The organism is Hyphomonas sp. (genome assembly GCF_013823385.1).
In the GTDB taxonomy this organism is placed as follows: Bacteria; Pseudomonadota; Alphaproteobacteria; order Caulobacterales; family Hyphomonadaceae; genus Hyphomonas.
Map to the genome: position 1 here is coordinate 49,472 of NZ_PNMA01000004.1, position 18,612 is coordinate 68,083.

Here is an 18,612-nt window from a genome sequence, read left to right on the forward strand (position 1 = left end):
CTGGAAGGCTGTGCCTCAGTGTCCCGTGAGGCACAGCCGGGAGGAAACGCTCCAGACCTAGAACTCGTAGTCCACACCTATGCTGAAGGTGCGCGGATCGCCGTAATATGCGTTGAGAACGCCTTCCAGGCCGAGCGTGGGGGCCCCGTTGGCCGGGTTGATGAAGTTGTATCCGGCAACCTTGTAGCGCTCGTCCGTCAGGTTCTTGCCCGTGAAGGTGAAGCCCCAGCGGCTGTCATCCGGCTTCCAGCGAAGGCCGAGATCGATCAGCGTATAGGCTTCCTGGTCCAGCGGGCTGCGAACTTCAAACTGGCTCGACTTGCTGCGATACGAGGCAAGCGTGTTGAGAGTCAGGCGGCCGGGCTTCTGCAGGATGTGGAAGGGCGTGTCATAGGTCAGGCGGAGGCTGCCCGTCCATTCCGGCGTATTCTGGAACACGCGCTGGTTCGCCACGTCATTGCCGAAGGCGTCGATGAATTCATTGAATTCAGCGTTGATATAGCCAATCGATACGGCCGAGGTGAACATGTCGGACTCGTTGAAGATCTCTTCGCCGAGAACGCCCGTGCCTTCAAACTCGATACCCCAAAGGTCTGCCGAGGCGGCGTTGGTGGTCACGCCGGTGAAGGTGTCGTTGACGCCGTCGCCGTTGGTGTCGATGCCAACCGAGCCGGGGATCTGGACGTTCTGATAGTCCATGAAGAAGCCGGCAAGGCTCGTCTGCAGGCGGCCCTGGAAGGTGCTGGCTTTCCAGCCGATTTCATAGCTGTCGACCTCTTCGGGCTCAAACTGCATGAAGGCGAAGACTTCTTCCGGAGAGACCGTGCCATCCCGGTCGAGATCCGGCGCGGCGGTCGTCTGGCCGCGCGGATCGAAGGAGCCGCCTTTGAAACCCTGCGAGTAGGTCGCATACAGGGTCTGGCTTTCAATCGGTTTGTAGGTCAGCGAAACGCGGGGGCTGAAATCGTCGAACTTGGCAGAGCCGTCGAAGTTTGAAGTCGTCGCGATCGGAACGCCAGGCCCACCGAAGAAGGGCGAGAAGCCGCCAACATAGGTGCGGCGCAGAACGATCGAGGACCGCTTGTCTTCCGTATACCGCCCGCCGAGCGAGATGGCGAACTGATCGGTCAGATCATAGGTGAAATCGGCAAAGATCGACCAGGTTTCGGTGCTGACTTCACCAAAGGTCTGGGCGTTCAGGCCCGGGAGGCCGAGCAGCGCGCCCGTCGTGCCGAGAAGCACGTCAAACACCGTGGAGGAGTTGGCATCCAGATAATAGGCGCCGACAATGCCGTTCAGGCGGTCACCGGAATACAGAATCTGGAATTCGTTCGACAGCTGATCATTGGTGTAGATGCCGGGAACGTCGACGTCTGCGACCGGAAGGGCATCAAAGTCGATGGGGCTGGTACCTTCATCTTCGCGGTAGGCGAGGATGTTCTTCAGCGTGATATTGTCGTTGACCTGATATTCGGCCACGAGCGATCCACCGTAGACTTCCACCTTCTGCTCCACCACATCCAGACCGGCGCGGTTGTCGTAGACATTGCCGAGCACAGGGAAGGTGGACGGCGGGAAAAGATCCGGGATCAGACGATGTCCCTGCCGGGCATTGGACTCGTCATTCATATAATCGCCGGAGAGGCGCAGCTGGAAGGCGTCCGTCACATCCCATTCGGCGGAGAGGCGGGCGGAGAGGACGTCTTTGTTGTAGTTATCTTCGCCGGTGATGAGGTTTTCGCCGAAGCCGTCGCGGGTGAAGACGCCGATGCCGCCGCCGACGCGGAACGTGTCTGCCAGCGGCACCGAGCCGGACGCCACCACATCCTTCTGCCCATAGGTGCCGAGCACGCCGCGCGCCTTGAAGGTGGGGTCATTCGAGAGGCCCTTGGTGACATATTTCACCGCGCCGCCGATCGTGTTGCGGCCATAGAGCGTGCCCTGCGGCCCGCGAAGAACTTCAATCCGTTCAACGTCATAGACCTCCAGAACCGAGCCCTGCGGACGGTTGAGGTAGACGTCATCGACATAGATGCCCACGCCCGCCTCAAAGCCGGACACAGGGTCCTGCTGGCCGACGCCGCGGATGAAGGCGGAGATGGTGTTGTTCGTCCCGCGCGAGACTTCCAGGGTCACGTTGGGGGAGATCTTGGCGACCTCGTCCATGGTCTGGATGCCGAGATCGGCGAGCAGGTCGCCGCTGAAGGCGGAGACCGAGAGGGGCACGTCGAGGAGGTTTTCCTCGCGGCGCTGGGCGGTCACGACGATGGCGCCGAAGCGGCGTTCATCGGACGCGGCGGTCTCTTCGGTTTCGGTCTGGGCGTAGGCGGCGACCGGCGTGAGCGCCGTGGCACACATCGCCAACGCCATGAATCTATTGAACTTTACGGCCATATTGTCCTCCCGTATGCCCGTTATTGAGCTTTTTTCAACGCTTGTTGATTTTCAACAGATGTTGAAATGGCAGGGGAGGCGGAAGCTGTCAATGTGTTCCCGGTGCAACACTCCCGGCGCCCGCGGGGGTGGACGGAGTAAAAAACTCCAACGGAAACTCCAATGGGGGGCGGGAAAGCTCTAACGAGGCTTCAACGGCGGCGGTGTGTGGGGCTTCCCCCCTCCGCCCTTCGGGCACCTCCCCCGTGAACGGGGGAGGAGCGGGTTGCGCTGCGCCGCTAGTTCGGCACCCATTCGAAAAGGTCCAGCGTTTCGTCGCTCGGGCGTTTGCCTTTCATCCGGTCGAAGCAGGGGTGGGGGATGTGGCGGCCGGAGGGGAGGATTTCGGAGACAAATGTGCCGCCATGGGAGGGCTTTGACACGCGGATAGGCGCGCCGCAGACGGGGCAGTTCTCGGCCCAGCCCTGGCGGGGCGGGGCGTCTTTGGCGTCGGCCCGGTAATAGATCGTGGCCGCCACGCGGGAGCGTTCCGGGGTCGAGTTGGCATTCCGGAAATGTTCCTTGCGGTGAATCCACATCTTGGGGGTCTCCTTTGATTTGCGGCGCTAGGGGTAGCAGGGAGGGGTTAAGGGAGGGTGAGAGGATTTCCTCCTCAGCTCTCCATTTTCGTCACGCTCGATGCGCGCAGCGCATCTGAGCGCCCATCTCCTGACCGCGCCGCTTTTGCAAAGATGAGAGAGCGGGAGATGGGCCCTCAGACGGGCTGCGCCCGTCGAGGGTGACGAACCGGGGGGAGGATAGGGGCGGGCTTATCCGACCGGGTATCCGGGGCGCGTATGATGCGCGGATGACGGATGTTTCTGCCCCCTCACCGCCGAAGCGGACGAAGCATGTGAACACGCAGGCCACGTGCCGTTCCCTCCGGCATCTGGCGCGCGAGTGGGCCGAGAGGGGGGAGCGGCTGGCGGATATTGGGCGGCGGCTCAAGATTGCGCCGTCTACGATCCATTTATGGGCGCGGCAGGACGGGTTTCGCCGCAAGGACATTCGCGCGCGGGCGAGCCTGGCGCATGGGCCGGCGTTGCCCGACAAGGCGGACTATCCGGAGCTGAAGGAGCTGGCCCCGCGCGCGCGGCTGGAGCGGCTGGGGGAGCTTTCGGGAGAGGCCCGCCTGCGCGCGGTGGCGGCGATTGAGGAGGGGTATCTCGATTATGGCCTCAAATGGCTGCGCGAGGCCCAGAAGCTGGAGCGCGGGCACAAGGCGCTGAAGGAGCATCTGGAGCATTATCCGCCGCCGGAGGAAGAGGCGGGGGACGATCTCGTCAGCCGTGGGCTCGAAGCGCTTGAGGAGATGGTGCAGGCGGAGAAGGAAGGGCGCGCGCCGGTGTTCCGCGAACTGACGCCGGAGCAGGCGCGGGAGGCGGCGGAGGACGGCCGCATCTGGGACGCCATCGAGGACGCCCGCGTGGAGCGGATGACGCAGGCGCGCGATGGCCGGGCGCCGGAGGAAGACGAAATGCGCCGCGACCGCCTGCACAATCTGGAAGAGGACACGCGGGAATACTGGCGGCTGAAAGAGGAGGTGAAGAAATGGCGCCTCTTCCCCGGCCGCGGAGACCCGCCCCCTTTAAGGGCGGTCTCCCGTGGACGGAGTATCCTGCCCCAGCCCGAGCCGGAGATACCGGGCGGGAAGAAGCTTTACGGCATGGAGGAGGCGTTTCCGGTGAAGTTCACGCGGCGGGAGTGAGGAAGCAGCCGAGAAACTAGAACACAAGAAATACATTCTTCAACAAACACTCGATGTGGGCAGCAGCCATATTCTCCCCGATTTTCAGAGTATTTGGATGTCCAGCTTGGTTTCGAAGATCAAGGCGTGTTGCCAGCTCATTTTTGACTGATTTATCAATGATCCCGCAGTCTTGGCACACTTGAAGAAAATCTGATTCTTTAACTTGAGTAAGACTAGCGACATTTTGAACAGTCAACTTAGAATTCGGGTATCTTGCTTCATAGGCTCGCTTGAACGCGCCAAGGTGATTAACAGCAATGAATTCGTGCAATACGTTGACTGCTCCTACCCAGGACAGAACTACGGCGGCGCGATAAAGCTTGCTTTCGAATGCGGAAACAGCCTCCAGCATGAAAGTTTTCCTGTTTCCATCGGTCAATTTATCTAGCTCACTGCGAAGTGAGGCATCGAGTTGCTGGGATCTGGTGCTGCGCAAGTCCAGTCCCGCTGCAACTATAAATTGCTCCCCAGGGGCAAGAAGTTTCCAAGTCGCAGCATGATTAACAACCATTCCTTCGGTGCGCTGAAGCGCGGTATGCAAATTTAGCGAATGGGCATTTCGGAAACCATGAGCTTTCAAGGCGGCTTTGATTTCCGTCCCCTTTGCCTCTCCACCCAAATAGACCAGTGCCGCCAAACAAATGTCTTTCTGCGGACGGCTTTTCTGGGAAATGAATTCGGCAAACGCGTCGCTAAATGTCATTCAGCTGACTCAACTTTGACTGAAGCAGAGGGCCCAGAGTGAAGTTATCTCCGCCTTTCTCATAAATCTCTGCGCTGGTGATCATCGCTTTGACCGCAGCGGCGCGATTGCTCATAAATGACTCTTTCCAAAGCAGAGCATTTTGCGCCGTATCGAACCAAGCTTTTTTCGAGAAGATGCCCTCGCTGCTTTTCATGAATTCTACCAAAGCAGCAGCTTCAAGAATCTCGCGAAGCGACTTCGCTCCGAGCTTTGCGACCGCAGCGTTTATTGGCGGGGCTTCGGCTTTATGCCCGAGGTTCGAGTTCGAGTGAACGGGAGCTTCTGGCGGCTGGGGGGGCGCCATCGGTACCATGTCAGCCAAGCCGATTAGTTCCTTAAGGGTCTCAACATCGAGCATGGATTCCGACTCAATGGTAAGGCTCCCCTCCTTGCGATTAATTGCGAACTTAAACATCACCTTTCTCCATTTTTTTCACGGTGCTTATTCCGTGCGCTGATACCTTATAGAGCTTTCGCGCCTGCTTTGTGGACCCCGTTTTACGAGTTTGCACGACTGGGCACGGTTTCATGGACTTCAACCTGTCAAATGCCCTCGTTACATTGCCGATTGGGTAACCAGTATCTTTGAGAAGAGTGTTGGCGCTTTGGGTATCAACGGCCTCTTCTGAAAGGACTTCCTGAAGCCAATACGCCGCCACTAAGGCTCGATCAGCATCCGATTCAGCGCCTGTAACAGCAAGAAATTCTGCAAAAGTATTATGCCTAGATGTACCTGAAGGATGAGGGACGGTCTCTGGACCACCGCGCAATCCGCTTTGCGACTGCGGCGGAGGCTCTGCAGGTGAGCTGCAATACTTTGCCGCAAGCCAATGTATGACTCGCGCGCGCGAGTCTTCGTCGAGCTCGGCAAGAGCGTCGTGCGCGATCTTCATAGCCTCAAGTTCGTCCATTGATGGTTCTCCTGACTCGTTAACGCAGAAAATATGATGCTGCATTACGTTTAGTCAAGGAGAATAAATTAACCCTTGTCAAGAAAGAATCTCTAACGGACGAGATCGGTATGTATATCAGATATCAGCTATACGGGATTGAAGAATGAGCCACGGCAAATCGGACTTATAGGTTTGTATAACAAACATTACATTGCGGGCGAAACACGTCCAAGCGTTAAAAAAAATGCCCAGTCTAAAATAAGCATTAAAAAACAGTGAGATGAATTATGGTAAGGGGCGTATCGGATCACGTAATGGCGTTTCCGTTACGCAAAAGATTATATTCCTAGATCCTCTTCCCGTAGCCGCTTTACCTCGTCCCTGAGCCTTGCGGCCGTTTCGAACTCGAGGTTCGCGGCGGCTTCGCGCATCTGTTTTTCGAGGCTGGCGATGGCAGCCTTGAGGTTGTGCCCGGTTTCTCCCCGAAGTGGCAAGGGCTTTTCTTCGCTGACGCCGCGTTCGCGGTTGCGGCGGGATCTGGAGGCGGAGGGTTTTTCGCCGAGTTCGGAGAGGATGTCTGACACGGCGCGTTTGATCGTGGTCGGCGTGATGCCGTGTTCGATATTGTAGGCGGTCTGTTTTTCGCGGCGGCGGCTGGTTTCGTCCATGGCGCGCTGCATGGAGCCGGTGATCCGGTCCGCATACAGAATGACTTTTGCATCCGCGTTGCGGGCGGCGCGGCCGATGGTCTGGACGAGGGAGGTTTCTGAGCGGAGGAACCCTTCCTTGTCGGCGTCGAGGATGCCGACAAGGCCGCATTCGGGAATGTCGAGCCCTTCGCGCAGGAGGTTGATGCCGACGAGGACATCGAACACGCCGAGGCGCAGATCGCGGATGATCTCGATGCGCTCGATGGTGTCGACATCCGAGTGCATGTAGCGGACTTTCACCCCGTTCTCGTGGAGGAAGTCTGTCAGGTTTTCCGCCATCTTTTTCGTCAGGGTGGTGATCAATGTGCGCATGCCGTTTGCGGCCGCCGTCTTGGCCTCCGCCATGATGTCGTCGACCTGGTTGGCGCCGTCATTGGAGACGGGGCGGACCTCGACCGGCGGGTCGATGAGGCCGGTGGGGCGGATGACCTGCTCCGTGAACACACCGCCCGTGCGCTCCATCTCCCATTTGCCGGGGGTGGCGGAGACGTGGACCGTCTGGGGGCGCATGGCGTCCCATTCCTCGAATTTCAAGGGGCGGTTGTCGAGGCAGGAGGGCAGGCGGAAGCCGTATTCGGCGAGGGTGGATTTGCGGGAGAAGTCGCCTTTGAACATGGCGCCGATCTGGGGGATCGTCTGGTGGGACTCGTCGGTGAAGACGAGGGCGTTGGCGGGCAGGTATTCAAAGAGCGTCGGGGGCGGCTCGCCGGGCTTGCGGCCGGTGAGGTAGCGGGAATAGTTCTCGATGCCGTTGCAGGAGCCCGTGGCGGCGAGCATTTCGAGGTCGTACTGGCAGCGCTGCTCGATGCGCTGGGCTTCGAGGAGTTTTCCGTTCTTCTCGAAATGGGCGATGGTGGATTTCAGCTCCGCCTTGATCTTCTCGATGGCCTGGTTGAGCGTCGGGCGCGGCGTGACATGGTGGCTGTTGGCGTAGATCTTGACCTGGGGGAGCTTCTGGATCGTCCGTCCCGTGAGGGGATCGAACTCGGTGATGGATTCCAGCTCGTCGCCGAAGAAGGAGAGCTTCCAGGCGCGGTCCTCATAGTGGGCGGGGAAGATGTCGATGACATCGCCCTTCACGCGGAAGGCGCCGCGGCCGAAGGCGACATCATTGCGGGTGTACTGGTTGGCGACGAGGCGCTGGGTGACCTCCTTGGGGTCGATGCGGTCGCCGGCCTTCAGGGTGAAGGTCATGGAGGTGTAGCTCTCGACCGAGCCGATGCCATAGAGGCAGGAGACGGAGGCGACGATGATGACGTCGTCGCGCTCGAGGATCGCGCGGGTGGCGGAGTGGCGCATCCGGTCGATGGCCTCGTTGATGGAGCTTTCCTTCTCGATGTAAAGGTCCGAGCGCGGAACATAGGCCTCGGGCTGGTAGTAGTCGTAATAGGAGACGAAGTATTCGACCGCGTTGTCCGGGAAGAAGGATTTGAACTCGCCATAGAGCTGGGCGGCGAGGGTCTTGTTCGGGGCGAGGATGAGGGCGGGGCGCTGGGTGGCCTCGATGACCTTGGCCATGGTGAAGGTCTTGCCGGTGCCGGTGGCGCCGAGGAGGACCTGGTCGCGCTCGCCGCTGGTGATGCCCTCGACAAGTTCGGGGATGGCAGTGCGCTGGTCGCCGGCGGGCTCGTATTCGGAGGCCACCCGGAAGCGCTTGCCGCCTTCCAGCTTCACCCAGTCGCGATCCGGCCGGTGGGGTGTCCACTGGTCGGAAGAGAGCGCGCCGGCGGCATCGAGCGCGGCGCCATCCAGGGCGAAGGCAGCAGAAGCGTCAGCGACGCCGCGAGCGGGGGGACGGGAGGAGCGGGCCATGGCCGCCATATTGGACCGGGCGGGGAGAGAGTAAAGGGTGTTCTTGTATTGTTCGATGCGCTAGACTGCGCGTAAGGCCCCATGAGCGGGCGCAAGCTGCAGGCCGGAGGGGCCCCGCAGACGGAAGAGGGAGGCGGCATCATGCCGGGCCACAAGGTTTTCGCGATGGCGTTCGCCAGGGTCTATCCGGCCTATATCGCCAAGGCGGAGAAGAAGGGGCGCACGAAAGCGGAGGTCGACGAGATCATCCGCTGGCATACAGGCTACAGCCAGGCGGAGCTGGAGGCGCAGATCGCGGCGGGGGTGGATTTCGAGACGTTCTTTGCGCAGGCCCCGGCGCTGAACCCGGCGCGCGAGCTGATCACGGGCGTCGTCTGCGGCGTGCGCGTGGAAGCGGTGGAAGACCCCCTGATGCGGGAAATCCGCTACCTGGACAAGCTGGTGGACGAACTGGCGAAGGGGAAGGCGATGGGGAAGATTTTGCGGGGTTAGGTGGGCTCAAACTCGGGTTCGTCCTCATCTTCTGTTTCGACGTCGAGCTCAAACGCCTGCGCGGAAGGTCTCGGCGGTCTGTGGCGTTGCTGGGCAGGGGGCACAAAGATGCGGACGCCTTTGATGGCTTTCTTGAGCGCTTCGGCCGCAATAGTTCCTTCGCCACAGCTTTCGGCATCCTCAAGGAAATTGAGAACGGTGCGATTCATCAGGTCGCCTTCCTGATAGCCGTTCACTTGTTCCGCAATGGCTGTGTAACAAAGGGCGCGCATTTCCTGACGCCCGTGATGGGCACTGGCGCAAACGCCATTTTGAGTGCGGACATCATCAGCAAACATCGCATCGATCTGGCTGCGCCAATCTGAGAGGCAGGGGCCATTTCGGCAGGCTTGAGCTGCAAGCGCCCAGAAGGCGCTAGGATCGGGAATGCGGGCAAGCAGTTCCATAACGATTACCCGTGCGTAGTGAAACTCCGCCGCTGCGCCAGCGATCACAACGAGCTGGACAACATTGGCAACATCCCTTGGTGACATGAAAGCCGGAATTTCTTCGTCCTCATCATCCATCAACTCGTCGAGAAGCGCTTCCAGGCGCAGCTTTTCCGCGCGGCGCCACACTTGCTGTTCCTCTTTTGCAAGGCTCCTGATTGCGGCGCTCTCAGGGGTGCCTTCAAACCATGCCTTCCGCCATTGCTCGGAGAGCTGCTGCAGTTTCTGGTAAGGCGTACCTGCAAGCACGCCATACTGATCGAGCATCCACTCCGCGCCTGCTCTTACTTCCGGGTCTGCATGCAGAAGCAGTTCGCCGAGGCGGAACTGATTGTAGGGAACCTTGGGCAGGTAAAGATCCTTGCGGAGCTGCATGTGCTTTTCAACGCGCTCCTCGAATTTCTTGCGCGCAATGTAAGCTTTTCCTGTCTTTCCGCCTTTCTCCGCCTTCTTCATGCCCTGCTTGAAGAAACGAACTTCCGTAAACGGATCGAAAGCATCCAATTGTCCAGCGTCGTATAGCCGGTCCTGTGCACGGCTGCGTTGCCAGATGCCGATGGCCTGGAAGAGCGCTGCCATGATAACGAGATCCACCATGGCGCGTGCCGCAAAGGTGAGGTGCTTGGCCGCCGGAACGATATTCGGAGCCTGAGTGCCGGAGCAGTCGCCTGCAACGCAGGCGCCCGCGACGGGTGTACGGATATCTACGCTGTAGATTTCCCACCAGTCGACGAATGGGACAGCTTTGGCGAGTTCCCCACCAAAAAAGCTCAGCCAGGCAAAGAACGGATCGGAGATCGGGGCGCCATCGGCGCCCGTGAACGCGTGGAAAACGCCATTTATCTGATGAAGCGCCAGCGGCACCAAAATGAACAGGAAGGCATACCCGAGGAGCGCTTCGTCCTTGAGGTCGTTCTCAAAGCCGATCTGGATTTGCTTGCCATCTGTCCGCAACAGGCGCGAAGCGATTTCGCGGTCTTCTTCGATCCACGCCCAGCGCCGGCCGAGCGCGATTACCATCAGCATGCCTAGAGCAATAGGAGCTAGTCCATAAGGCTGCGGCAGGATGAACCCAAGTGCTGTCAGGGGAACCAGTGACAGGATAACGAAGCCATGGGGAACTAGTGGGCCGTGCTGTGTCGCGCCCGTCAGCGGCGCAATAAAGCGAACGAGAACTGAGTCGAACCAGCTCAGCGCGATCGCGGGCGCGCCGATCAGTAGGGGAGTGTTGGCCGCTGTGTCTCCCGGTTCGCGCTCGCTCTCGGCCAGATGATCAATGTAACGCTGGATATGAGGCAGGAAGATGAAGGCCACGAAGAGCGCGACGACGGCAAATGTGATCCAGTAAGCGAGATTGGCGGCAACACCTTCCTGTTGGTTCTGCGAAACCTGGGCCGCCCAGCTAGCCAGCGCGATGATGCCCGCTAGAAGAGCGGCACCCATCCAGAAGGAAGAGGCGGAAATCGCATCATCGCGCAGCATCTCCCGCTTCAGGGCATCCTGTTCCTCGCGAGACTGCAGATAGAATCCTGAAATCAAAGGGATGAGCGCCAGACCAACCGAAGCAATCAGAGCCGCAACATGCCGTGGCTTGGTGATATCGCTTCCAACGCCGTGCAGGCCGAGATTTTCCCAAGGCAGCATGCCAGGTTGGGCGGACAGAAAGGTAAACGCGGTTAGCCCGCCAAAAGCAGCAAACAGATAAATGAATAATTCCCGGAAGCTGCGGTCAGCCGTTTTGCGTTGTGCCTCCAGTCGCTTGATCGGCTGTATGCGGACAACAGGCTTCAACTTCGCCCAGATCTGAAGCATCCGCGCCATGTTGGCGGTGAAGAGGCCGGTGACCAGGGCGGCGAGGGCGAGCCAGTCGGCGCGGACAGTGGCTGGGGCGACGTCTGGGAAGAAGGGCGCCGCGAGGAGGAAGGCGCCGGTGGCGGCCAGCATCAGGCTGGAGAAGATCGCGGTCGCGCTCCAACTCCATGCTGCCCGGAAGTGTTGAAACCTGTCCCTGCTCGCGGCTGCGCCCTTGCGGCCCATGTCACGCGTCTCCTCACCCGATAGTTCCCTGTGGAATTCTACCTTTACGCTTTGTTAACCTTCGCGCAAGGGGAGAATTTAGGGGCGGGCGTGCGGGCGTGCGGGCGGCCGGCTGTCCGCCCTCAGACGATGTTGAAGAGGTGTTGCAGGGCCAGGTAGACGCCGGCGGCGAGGGTGGCGCTGGCGGGGACGGTGATGATCCAGGCCGCGGCGATGGTGTTGACATGCTGGCGGCGGACGAGCTTGCGCGCGGGCTTGCGGCGGGCAAGGCCGGAGAATTCGGTGTCCGCGCCATTGGGCGACCTTGCGTGCACGTAAGACAGGCGCGTGTGCGAATTGGCGGTGAACCATTCTCGGAAGAAGCCGACGCCGAACACCGCGCCCACGGCAATATGCGTGGAGGAGACGGGCAGGCCGAGCCAGCTGGCGATGATGACGGTGATGGCAGCCGCCAGGGCTACGCAATAGGCGCGCATCGGGTTGAGCTTGGTGATCGAGTCCCCCACCATGCGGATGAGCTTGGGGCCGAACAGCATCAGGCCGAAGGAGATGCCCGAGGCGCCGATCAGCATGACCCAGAGCGGGATGGTGACACGGTCGGACATTTCCCCGTCCTGCAGGGCGTGGACGATGGCGGCGAGCGGGCCGATGGCGTTGGCCACATCATTGGCGCCATGCGCGAAGGAGAGGAGGGCCGCGGAGAAGATCAGCGGCCAGACGAAAAGCTGGCGCAGGGACTGGTTGCGGTTTTCCATGCCCTCGGATTGGCGGCGGATCAGCGGGCGGACAACGACCCAGACGACGAGGGCAATGCCAAGGCCGATGAGCAGGGAATGGGGCAGGGAAATCTTGATCAGCTTGCTGACACCCTTCAGCGCCATATAGGTGCCGAAGGCGCCGGCCATCAGGGCGATCAGCACGGGCACCCAGCGGCGGGCCGCGGCGATCTTGTCTTCCCGGTAGATGATGGCGACCTTGATGAAGGCGAGGACGGCGGCCGCGATGACGCCGCCCATGACGGGCGAGATCACCCAGGAGGCGGCAATGCCGGCCATCACCGGCCAGTTGACGGCGCTGAAACCGGCCGCCGCGATGCCCGAACCCATGACGCCGCCGACGATCGAGTGGGTGGTGGAGACCGGCGCGCCGAGCACGGTGGCGAGGTTCAGCCAGAGGGCGGCGGAGATCAGCGCGGCCATCATCAGCCAGACGAAGGTTTCGGTATTGGCCGCCGTGGTGGGGTCGATGATGCCGCGCGAGATGGTGGAGACGACATCGCCGCCGGCCAGCAGGGCGCCGGCGCTTTCGCAGATGGCGGCGATGATGATGGCGCCGGTCATCGTCAGCGCCTTCGAGCCGACGGCGGGGCCGACATTGTTGGCCACATCATTGGCGCCGATGTTCAGCGCCATATAGCCGCCGATGGCGGCGGCCGCGACGATCAGCAGGCCGTTGGTCTGGTTGCCGAGCAGCGTGCCGCCGATGAGGACGATGCCGGCAAGGAAGAGAAAAGCAATGCCCGGAGCGACGAGGCCGCGCGCCAGGGTGGCGGTGGCAGCTTCGGCTTTTCCGATCTTTGCAAGGTCTTTATCGAGCGTCTGTTTGACGATCGTTGGTTCCTTGCCGTCCACCATTGAAGGCCCCCGCGCTCTAGACGATGTGCCGCGCATCAGCCGCAACCGCCGGCAATTTGCAAGCCGAACCGCCCGAGATTCCAGCGCGCAGCTGCAGATGTCATGTGGTTGTCACAAACCCTCCTGCCAGCCTCCGGGAAGATTTCGATGAAATTCAAACGGCCGGTGAAACCGTAACTCCATGCGTCTGTGTCAGAACGGGGCGTAACGAAACGGCACGGGACGCCCGACGAGGCAGCCTGGCCGCAGGTGATTGGATTAAAGGGTATTCCCATGGCGAAGACGATCCTGGTGGTCGATGACGATCCGACGCAGCGCCGCCTGCTTCAGGCAGCGGTGGAGAAGGCGGGCTTTGCCTGCCGCACGGCGCCCGATGGCGAGACCGGCCTGCAGCTGGCGTCGGACGCCCGCGAGGGCGTGGATGTCGTGCTGCTGGATCTGACCATGCCGGGCCTTTCGGGCATGGAGACGCTGGAGCGGCTGAATACCAAACGCCCGGACCTGCCGGTGATCATGCTGACGGCGACGAGCGGCATCGACACGATCGTGCAGACGATGCGGCGCGGGGCGGTGGACTTCATCGTCAAGCCGGCCAACCCCGAACGTGTGGTCGTCTCGATCCGCAACGCCCTCAAGATGCAGAGCCTGACGGGCGAAGTGAAACGCCTTGTCCGCAAGGCAGAAGGCGGCATGAAATTCGAGGACATGATTGCCTCGGCCCCGGCGATGCGCAGCGTCATCCGCATGGCAGAGCGCGGGGCGGCGTCGGATATTCCGGTGCTGATCCTGGGCGAAAGCGGTGTGGGTAAGGAAGTGATCGCGCGCTGCATTCAGGGCGCCAGCGGGCGGGCGGGCAAGCCGTTCGTCACGGTCAACTGCGGCGCCATTCCGGAAAACCTGGTGGAGTCGATCCTCTTCGGCCATGAGAAAGGCGCGTTTACCGGCGCTGTTTCAAAGTCTCCCGGCAAGTTTGTTGAAGCCGATGGCGGCACGCTGTTCCTCGATGAGGTGGGCGAGCTTCCGCTCGACGCGCAGGTGAAACTGCTCCGTGCCCTGCAGGAAGGCGAAGTGGACGCCGTTGGCTCGCGCCGCCCGACGAAGGTGGACGTGCGCATCATCTCGGCGACCAACCGCGATCTGGCTGGCCAGGTGAAAGCGGGCACCTTCCGCGAAGACCTGTTCTACCGCCTCAACGTGTTCCCCATCGACATGCCGTCACTGCGCGAACGCCGCGAGGACATTCCGGCTCTCGTCGATCATTTCATTGCGCGCTTCAATGCCAGCGAAGGCACCAAGGTGACCGGCGCAGGCGAAGACACGCTGCAGATGCTCTATGCCTATGACTGGCCGGGTAACGTCCGCCAGCTGGAGAACGCGGTCTTCCGCGCCGTGGTGCTGTGTGACGGCGATGAGCTGCGCCCGCAGGACTTCCCGCAGATTGCCAGCATGATGGGCGAAGTGAAGATGCTGCCCGCCATGCCGGCGCGTGCGTCCGAGCCCCCGCCGGTGCCGGCCAATGATGCCCGCCCGGCGAGCGTGCCGATGGTGGGGGATGTGCCCGTCGCCATCAAGGACGCCGATGGCGAGATCCGCAGCCTGCAGGATATCGAACGCGACCTTCTTCAGTATGCGATTGATTTCTATGACGGCCATATGAGCGAAGTCTCGCGCCGTCTCGGCATTGGCCGCTCCACGCTTTACCGCAAGGTACGCGAATACGACCTGGACGTGCGCGGCGAACGCGAAACGGGCTGACCCCTTTTTGCAAGCAGACAAAAGAAAAGCCCCGGACAGGCTCCGGGGCTTTTTCCTTTGCGCTCAGTCCAGGTTGACCGGCTGGATGGGCGCGCGGGTGGCCCGCCAGGTGAGGGCGAGGCCGGCGAGGGTGATGACGACCATCAGCCAGTAGAGCTTGGTCTGCGCGTCAATGCCGCCGGGCGCTAGGGCGTCATAGGCGAGGCCCGCCGCAAGGCCGGTCACGGCCATGGCCGGGCCGAAGATCAGCGCGCCATTGGCCGAATAGGCGAGGGAGAGCTTGTCGTCCGGCAGGGCCGCCTGAAGGAAACGCATCGTTCCGATATGGGTCATGGCAAAGCTGGCGGCGTGCAGGGTCTGGAACACATAGACCGCTTCGACCGGCAGCACGAAGCCCGCCGCCGTCCAGCGGATCAGGGCGCCAAGCCCGCCGATCCAGAGCATGGCGTAATAGTTCGTGTTCTTCAGAAGCCGGCGCGAGACCAGCAGCAGCAGGATTTCCGCGGCCACCCCGATGGCCCAGAGGGCGCCGATATGGCTGCCATCGATGCCCTGGGCGATCCAGATATTGGAGGCGAACGCATAGTACGCCCCATGGCTTGCCTGGATCAGGGCGGCGGCGATGAGGAACACGAACACGCCCGGTATCCGGTAAAGGGTGAAGGAGTCGGTGAAGGTGGAGATCAGCGGGCGGCGGGCCACGGCGGCGCGCGCGCCCTGCTTGGTGAAGAGGGGCGCGATGGCAGCGATCACGCAGGCGGCGATCAGATAGATCAGAACCCAGTCCGGCCCCCAGGCGCCCAGGATGGCGCCGCCGGCAAGATTGGCAATGACGAAGGCGGCCGAGGCGATGGCGCGCCCCTCGCCATAATCGGGCCGGCCATTGCGGGTGCCAAAGACGAGGACCGCCTCGAAGAGCGGCCCCATCACATTCATGGCGCTGTAGATCACGACACAGAGGAAGAAATCGACCGCGCGCGGCGTATCCGGGAAGAGCAGCACATAACCGCCCAGGGCAATCGCCATGACGGCGGCGAGTGTGCCACGCAGGCCGTGATCCTGGGCGATGCCGGCGGTCAGCGGGCCGGCGAAGATGCGGATTAGGATGGCGAGCGTGCTGGCGCCCGCAATCTCGGCGCCGGACATGCCGGCCACGCGTTCCATCCAGACCGGCAGGTAGGGCAGGTTTGCGCCGAGCACGAGATTGACAGCGCCCGCCGCCAGCGCGGCGCGCCAGGATGCGCTCAGGCCCATGATGGCTTACCGCTGACCCCTGCTGCAGGCCCTGTCATGGCTGATGCAAAGTCCCTTGTCCCACGCCCCCGATTTTCCGCTGATACTCTGCTTGGGGGGCATGCGGTAGGGGCTCAGCCCAAGACTTTTCAGGTCATGGCGCTGCCATCGGGCCGCAGGCGTTCGCGTACCAGTTCGCCGAGCTTGCGGGCTTCGGCTTCGCGCGGGCTGCCGGACTTCCAGGCGATGCCGACCTGGCGGCCGATGATCGGGTTGACGAAGGAGCGCACGGCGACATCCGGGCCGAGGGTGAGGCCGTTATCGGCCGCCAGGCGCGGGATGAGCGAGACGCCGAGGCCGCCGGCGACCATGTTCACCAGTGTGCCGAGCGAGGTGGCGGCGACCTGCTCGCGCCCGGCGCCGGCCTTCAGGCGGCAGACCGAGACGGCATGATCGCGCAGGCAGTGGCCATCTTCCAGCAGCAGCACGTCTTCGCCCTGAAGGTCTTCCGGGGAGAGGCCGTTCTTGCGGCTGAGCGGGTGGCTGGCCGGGGCGGCGAGCAGGAATTCGTCGTCGAACAGGGTCATCACCTCAATGCCCGGCGCTTCCCAGGGCAGCGCGATGAAGGCTGCGTCCAGGGTCCGGGCGCGCAGCTGGTCGATCAGGCGGTGGGTGCGGTCTTCGGTGAGGTAGAGTTTGAGGTCGGGATAGCGCCGGGTGAGCTGGCCGACGATCTGGGGCAGCACGAAGGGCGCGATGGTGGGGATGGCGCCGAGATGGAACGGGCCGGAGAAGAGGGCGCCGGCGCTGGTGACGGCCTGAACGAGGGCGTGCGCGTCTGCCAGCAGGGCGGAGGCGCGCGCGACGGCTATTTCCCCGGCATGCGTCAATGTGGCGCCGCGGGATTCCCGCTCGGCCAGCGAAACTCCGAAGAGATCTTCGAGCTCCTTTATGCCCGCCGAAAGGGTGGGCTGGGTGACGTGACATGCCTCGGCGGCACGGGAGAAAGAGCCCGTTTCGCCCAGGGCGACGAGGAATTGAAGCTGGCGGAGGGTCGGAAGGATCATAGGGATAATCTATACGATAAATCGGAATTATCAATTTTCTTTATTGCGTGCACTGCACCAATTCGGGAACTGCCTGCAGCCACCGAAGCAGGCCAGCAACCCGTTTGAGGAGACCTCCCTATGCTTGGCATTGGCCAGAAACTGCCTGACTTCCAGATCACCGGCGTGAAACCGAAATTCATGCAACACGAGCAGAATGGCGAAAGCGCTTTCGAGCCGCTGACCCAGGACAGCTTCCCCGGCCTCTGGAAAGTCATCTTCTTCTACCCGAAGGACTTCACCTTCGTCTGCCCGACCGAGATCGCCGAATTTGCGCGCCTTGCGCCTGAGTTTGCTGACCGCGATGCGGTGGTGCTCGGCGGCTCGACCGACAACGAGTTCGTGAAGCTTGCCTGGCGCCGTGAACATGGCGACCTGAAAGAACTGCCGATCTGGCAATTTGCGGACACCAACGGCTCGCTCGTCGATGGCCTCGGCGTGCGTGAAGAAGGCGCCGGCGTTGCTTACCGCGCTACCTTCATCGTCGACCCGCACAATGTCATCCAGCACGTCTACGTCACCAACCTGAACGTTGGCCGTAACCCGCAGGACACGCTGCGCGTGCTCGACGCGCTGCAGACCGACGAGCTTTGCCCATGTAACCGCCCGGTTGGCGGCAAGACGCTTGAGCTCGCCTAAGCGAGACTGAATGCCAGCTGGTTCCGGGCCTTGCGCCTGCCCCACGTCCCCCCGCCCCTGGCGGGCGCGGCCGGGACCAGCTGGTTATTCCCATTTCAATTTTCCGAATACTGACAGGAGGGCGCGATGTCGCTTGAAACCCTGAAGACCCTGATTCCGGACTACGCCAAGGATATCCGTCTCAATATCGGTTCTCTGGCGAACGAAACCATCCTGAACGACCAGCAGAAATATGGCTGCTATCTGGCCTCGGCCCATGCCGTGGGCGAGCCCCAGACGTTGCGCGCCATCGAAGCGGAAGTGCGCGGCAAGCTCTCGGCCGAAGCGCTGAACGCGGCCAAGGCGGCCAGCGCCATCATGGGCATGAACAATGTCTATTACCGCGCCACGCACCTGGTTTCGAACACCACCTACACCACGCTGCCCGCCCGCCTGCGGATGAACGTCATCGGCAATCCGGGTGTCGAGAAGGCGGATTTCGAGCTGTGGTCGCTGGCAGTCTCCGCCATCAATGGCTGCGGCATGTGCCTCGACGCGCATGAAGCTGAGCTGCGCAAGCATGGCATGACCAGCGAGCAGATCCAGGCGGCCATCCGTATTGGCGCGGTGGTCAATGCGGCGGCCCGTATTCTGGCGGCGGAAGCAGCGCTGGCTGGCCAGCCGGCCTGAGCCTTTTTCCGAATCCCGATTGGGAGCCCCTGGGCCTTTATGGGCCCGGGGGCTTCTTTTTGGGCGGGGAGGGGACTGTCATGGGAAATCCCCGTGCGGCGCGCATGTATTCTTGGTAAGGAATTGGGCAAAAGCTGCGCGATTACATCTCTGGCGCGCAACCGATGCGGCATCGCAACACGGCCCTCTAAACCCCGGTTTCTCTTCGGGTTTTGC

Annotated in this window: 15 protein-coding genes; 5 read left to right on the forward strand and 10 right to left on the reverse strand. The window is 61.8% G+C overall.

The genetic code is table 11. The annotated features are described in order from the left end of the window. Nucleotides 1-57: 57 nt before the first annotated feature. Nucleotides 58-2,394 carry a TonB-dependent receptor gene (locus C0456_RS04050; RefSeq protein WP_291048598.1) on the reverse strand — a complete coding sequence of 779 codons (2,337 nt, stop codon included), beginning with the start codon at nucleotides 2,392-2,394 and terminating at the stop codon, nucleotides 58-60. 278 nt (nucleotides 2,395-2,672) lie between these two features. Further along, on the reverse strand, nucleotides 2,673-2,972 hold the full coding sequence (locus C0456_RS04055; protein WP_291048600.1) for a hypothetical protein: 300 nt from the start codon (nucleotides 2,970-2,972) through the stop codon (nucleotides 2,673-2,675). A 269-nt stretch (nucleotides 2,973-3,241) separates the two neighbouring features. Between C0456_RS04055 and C0456_RS04060 the strand changes: the two genes are divergently transcribed. After that, nucleotides 3,242-4,141: a hypothetical protein gene (locus C0456_RS04060; protein WP_291048602.1), complete on the forward strand. Its 900-nt coding sequence runs from the start codon at nucleotides 3,242-3,244 to the stop codon at nucleotides 4,139-4,141. 16 nt (nucleotides 4,142-4,157) lie between these two features. Here C0456_RS04060 and C0456_RS04065 read toward each other — a convergent pair whose 3' ends face one another. The 4 genes from C0456_RS04065 to uvrB form a co-directional block, all read right to left on the reverse strand. Further along, nucleotides 4,158-4,886 (reverse strand): hypothetical protein, encoded by a 729-nt coding sequence (locus tag C0456_RS04065; RefSeq protein ID WP_291048605.1) that lies wholly within the window; start codon nucleotides 4,884-4,886, stop codon nucleotides 4,158-4,160. Further along, a complete protein-coding gene (locus C0456_RS04070; RefSeq protein WP_291048608.1) occupies nucleotides 4,876-5,343 on the reverse strand; it encodes a hypothetical protein in 468 nt (155 codons plus the stop codon). Before C0456_RS04070 ends, C0456_RS04065 begins: the two co-directional genes overlap by 11 nt. Next, the gene (locus tag C0456_RS04075) at nucleotides 5,336-5,839 is read right to left on the reverse strand and encodes a hypothetical protein (protein ID WP_291048610.1); all 504 of its coding nucleotides are present in this window, start codon (nucleotides 5,837-5,839) and stop codon (nucleotides 5,336-5,338) included. The genes C0456_RS04070 and C0456_RS04075 overlap by 8 nt, the downstream gene beginning before the upstream one ends. A 320-nt stretch (nucleotides 5,840-6,159) precedes the next feature. After that, a complete protein-coding gene (uvrB, locus tag C0456_RS04080) occupies nucleotides 6,160-8,343 on the reverse strand; it encodes an excinuclease ABC subunit UvrB (RefSeq protein ID WP_291048612.1) in 2,184 nt (727 codons plus the stop codon). Nucleotides 8,344-8,484: 141 nt separating this feature from the next. Between uvrB and C0456_RS04085 the strand changes: the two genes are divergently transcribed. Continuing rightward, nucleotides 8,485-8,835: a DUF2200 domain-containing protein gene (locus C0456_RS04085; RefSeq protein WP_367179207.1), complete on the forward strand. Its 351-nt coding sequence runs from the start codon at nucleotides 8,485-8,487 to the stop codon at nucleotides 8,833-8,835. Here the strand turns inward: C0456_RS04085 and C0456_RS04090 are convergent. Then, complete coding sequence (locus C0456_RS04090) at nucleotides 8,832-11,360, reverse strand: hypothetical protein (protein WP_291048616.1); 2,529 nt, start codon at nucleotides 11,358-11,360, stop codon at nucleotides 8,832-8,834. The genes C0456_RS04085 and C0456_RS04090 overlap by 4 nt on opposite strands. Nucleotides 11,361-11,482: 122 nt before the next feature. Then, nucleotides 11,483-12,994, reverse strand: coding sequence for an inorganic phosphate transporter (locus tag C0456_RS04095; protein ID WP_367179208.1), 1,512 nt, complete (start codon nucleotides 12,992-12,994; stop codon nucleotides 11,483-11,485). A gap of 273 nt (nucleotides 12,995-13,267) precedes the next feature. Between C0456_RS04095 and C0456_RS04100 the strand changes: the two genes are divergently transcribed. Beyond that, on the forward strand, nucleotides 13,268-14,749 hold the full coding sequence (locus C0456_RS04100) for a sigma-54 dependent transcriptional regulator (RefSeq protein ID WP_291048620.1): 1,482 nt from the start codon (nucleotides 13,268-13,270) through the stop codon (nucleotides 14,747-14,749). A gap of 63 nt (nucleotides 14,750-14,812) precedes the next feature. On the opposite strand, the gene C0456_RS04105 is transcribed toward C0456_RS04100, so the two are convergent. Both C0456_RS04105 and C0456_RS04110 read right to left on the reverse strand, forming a co-directional pair. Next, on the reverse strand, nucleotides 14,813-16,003 hold the full coding sequence (locus C0456_RS04105) for an MFS transporter (protein ID WP_291048622.1): 1,191 nt from the start codon (nucleotides 16,001-16,003) through the stop codon (nucleotides 14,813-14,815). 128 nt (nucleotides 16,004-16,131) lie between these two features. After that, a complete protein-coding gene (locus C0456_RS04110) occupies nucleotides 16,132-17,049 on the reverse strand; it encodes a hydrogen peroxide-inducible genes activator (protein ID WP_291048624.1) in 918 nt (305 codons plus the stop codon). Nucleotides 17,050-17,169: 120 nt separating this feature from the next. On the opposite strand from C0456_RS04110, the gene C0456_RS04115 reads away from it, so the two are divergent. Beyond that, complete coding sequence (locus tag C0456_RS04115; protein ID WP_035600292.1) at nucleotides 17,170-17,727, forward strand: peroxiredoxin; 558 nt, start codon at nucleotides 17,170-17,172, stop codon at nucleotides 17,725-17,727. Nucleotides 17,728-17,853: 126 nt separating this feature from the next. Continuing rightward, complete coding sequence (locus tag C0456_RS04120) at nucleotides 17,854-18,396, forward strand: carboxymuconolactone decarboxylase family protein (RefSeq protein ID WP_291048627.1); 543 nt, start codon at nucleotides 17,854-17,856, stop codon at nucleotides 18,394-18,396. Nucleotides 18,397-18,612 lie beyond the last annotated feature (216 nt).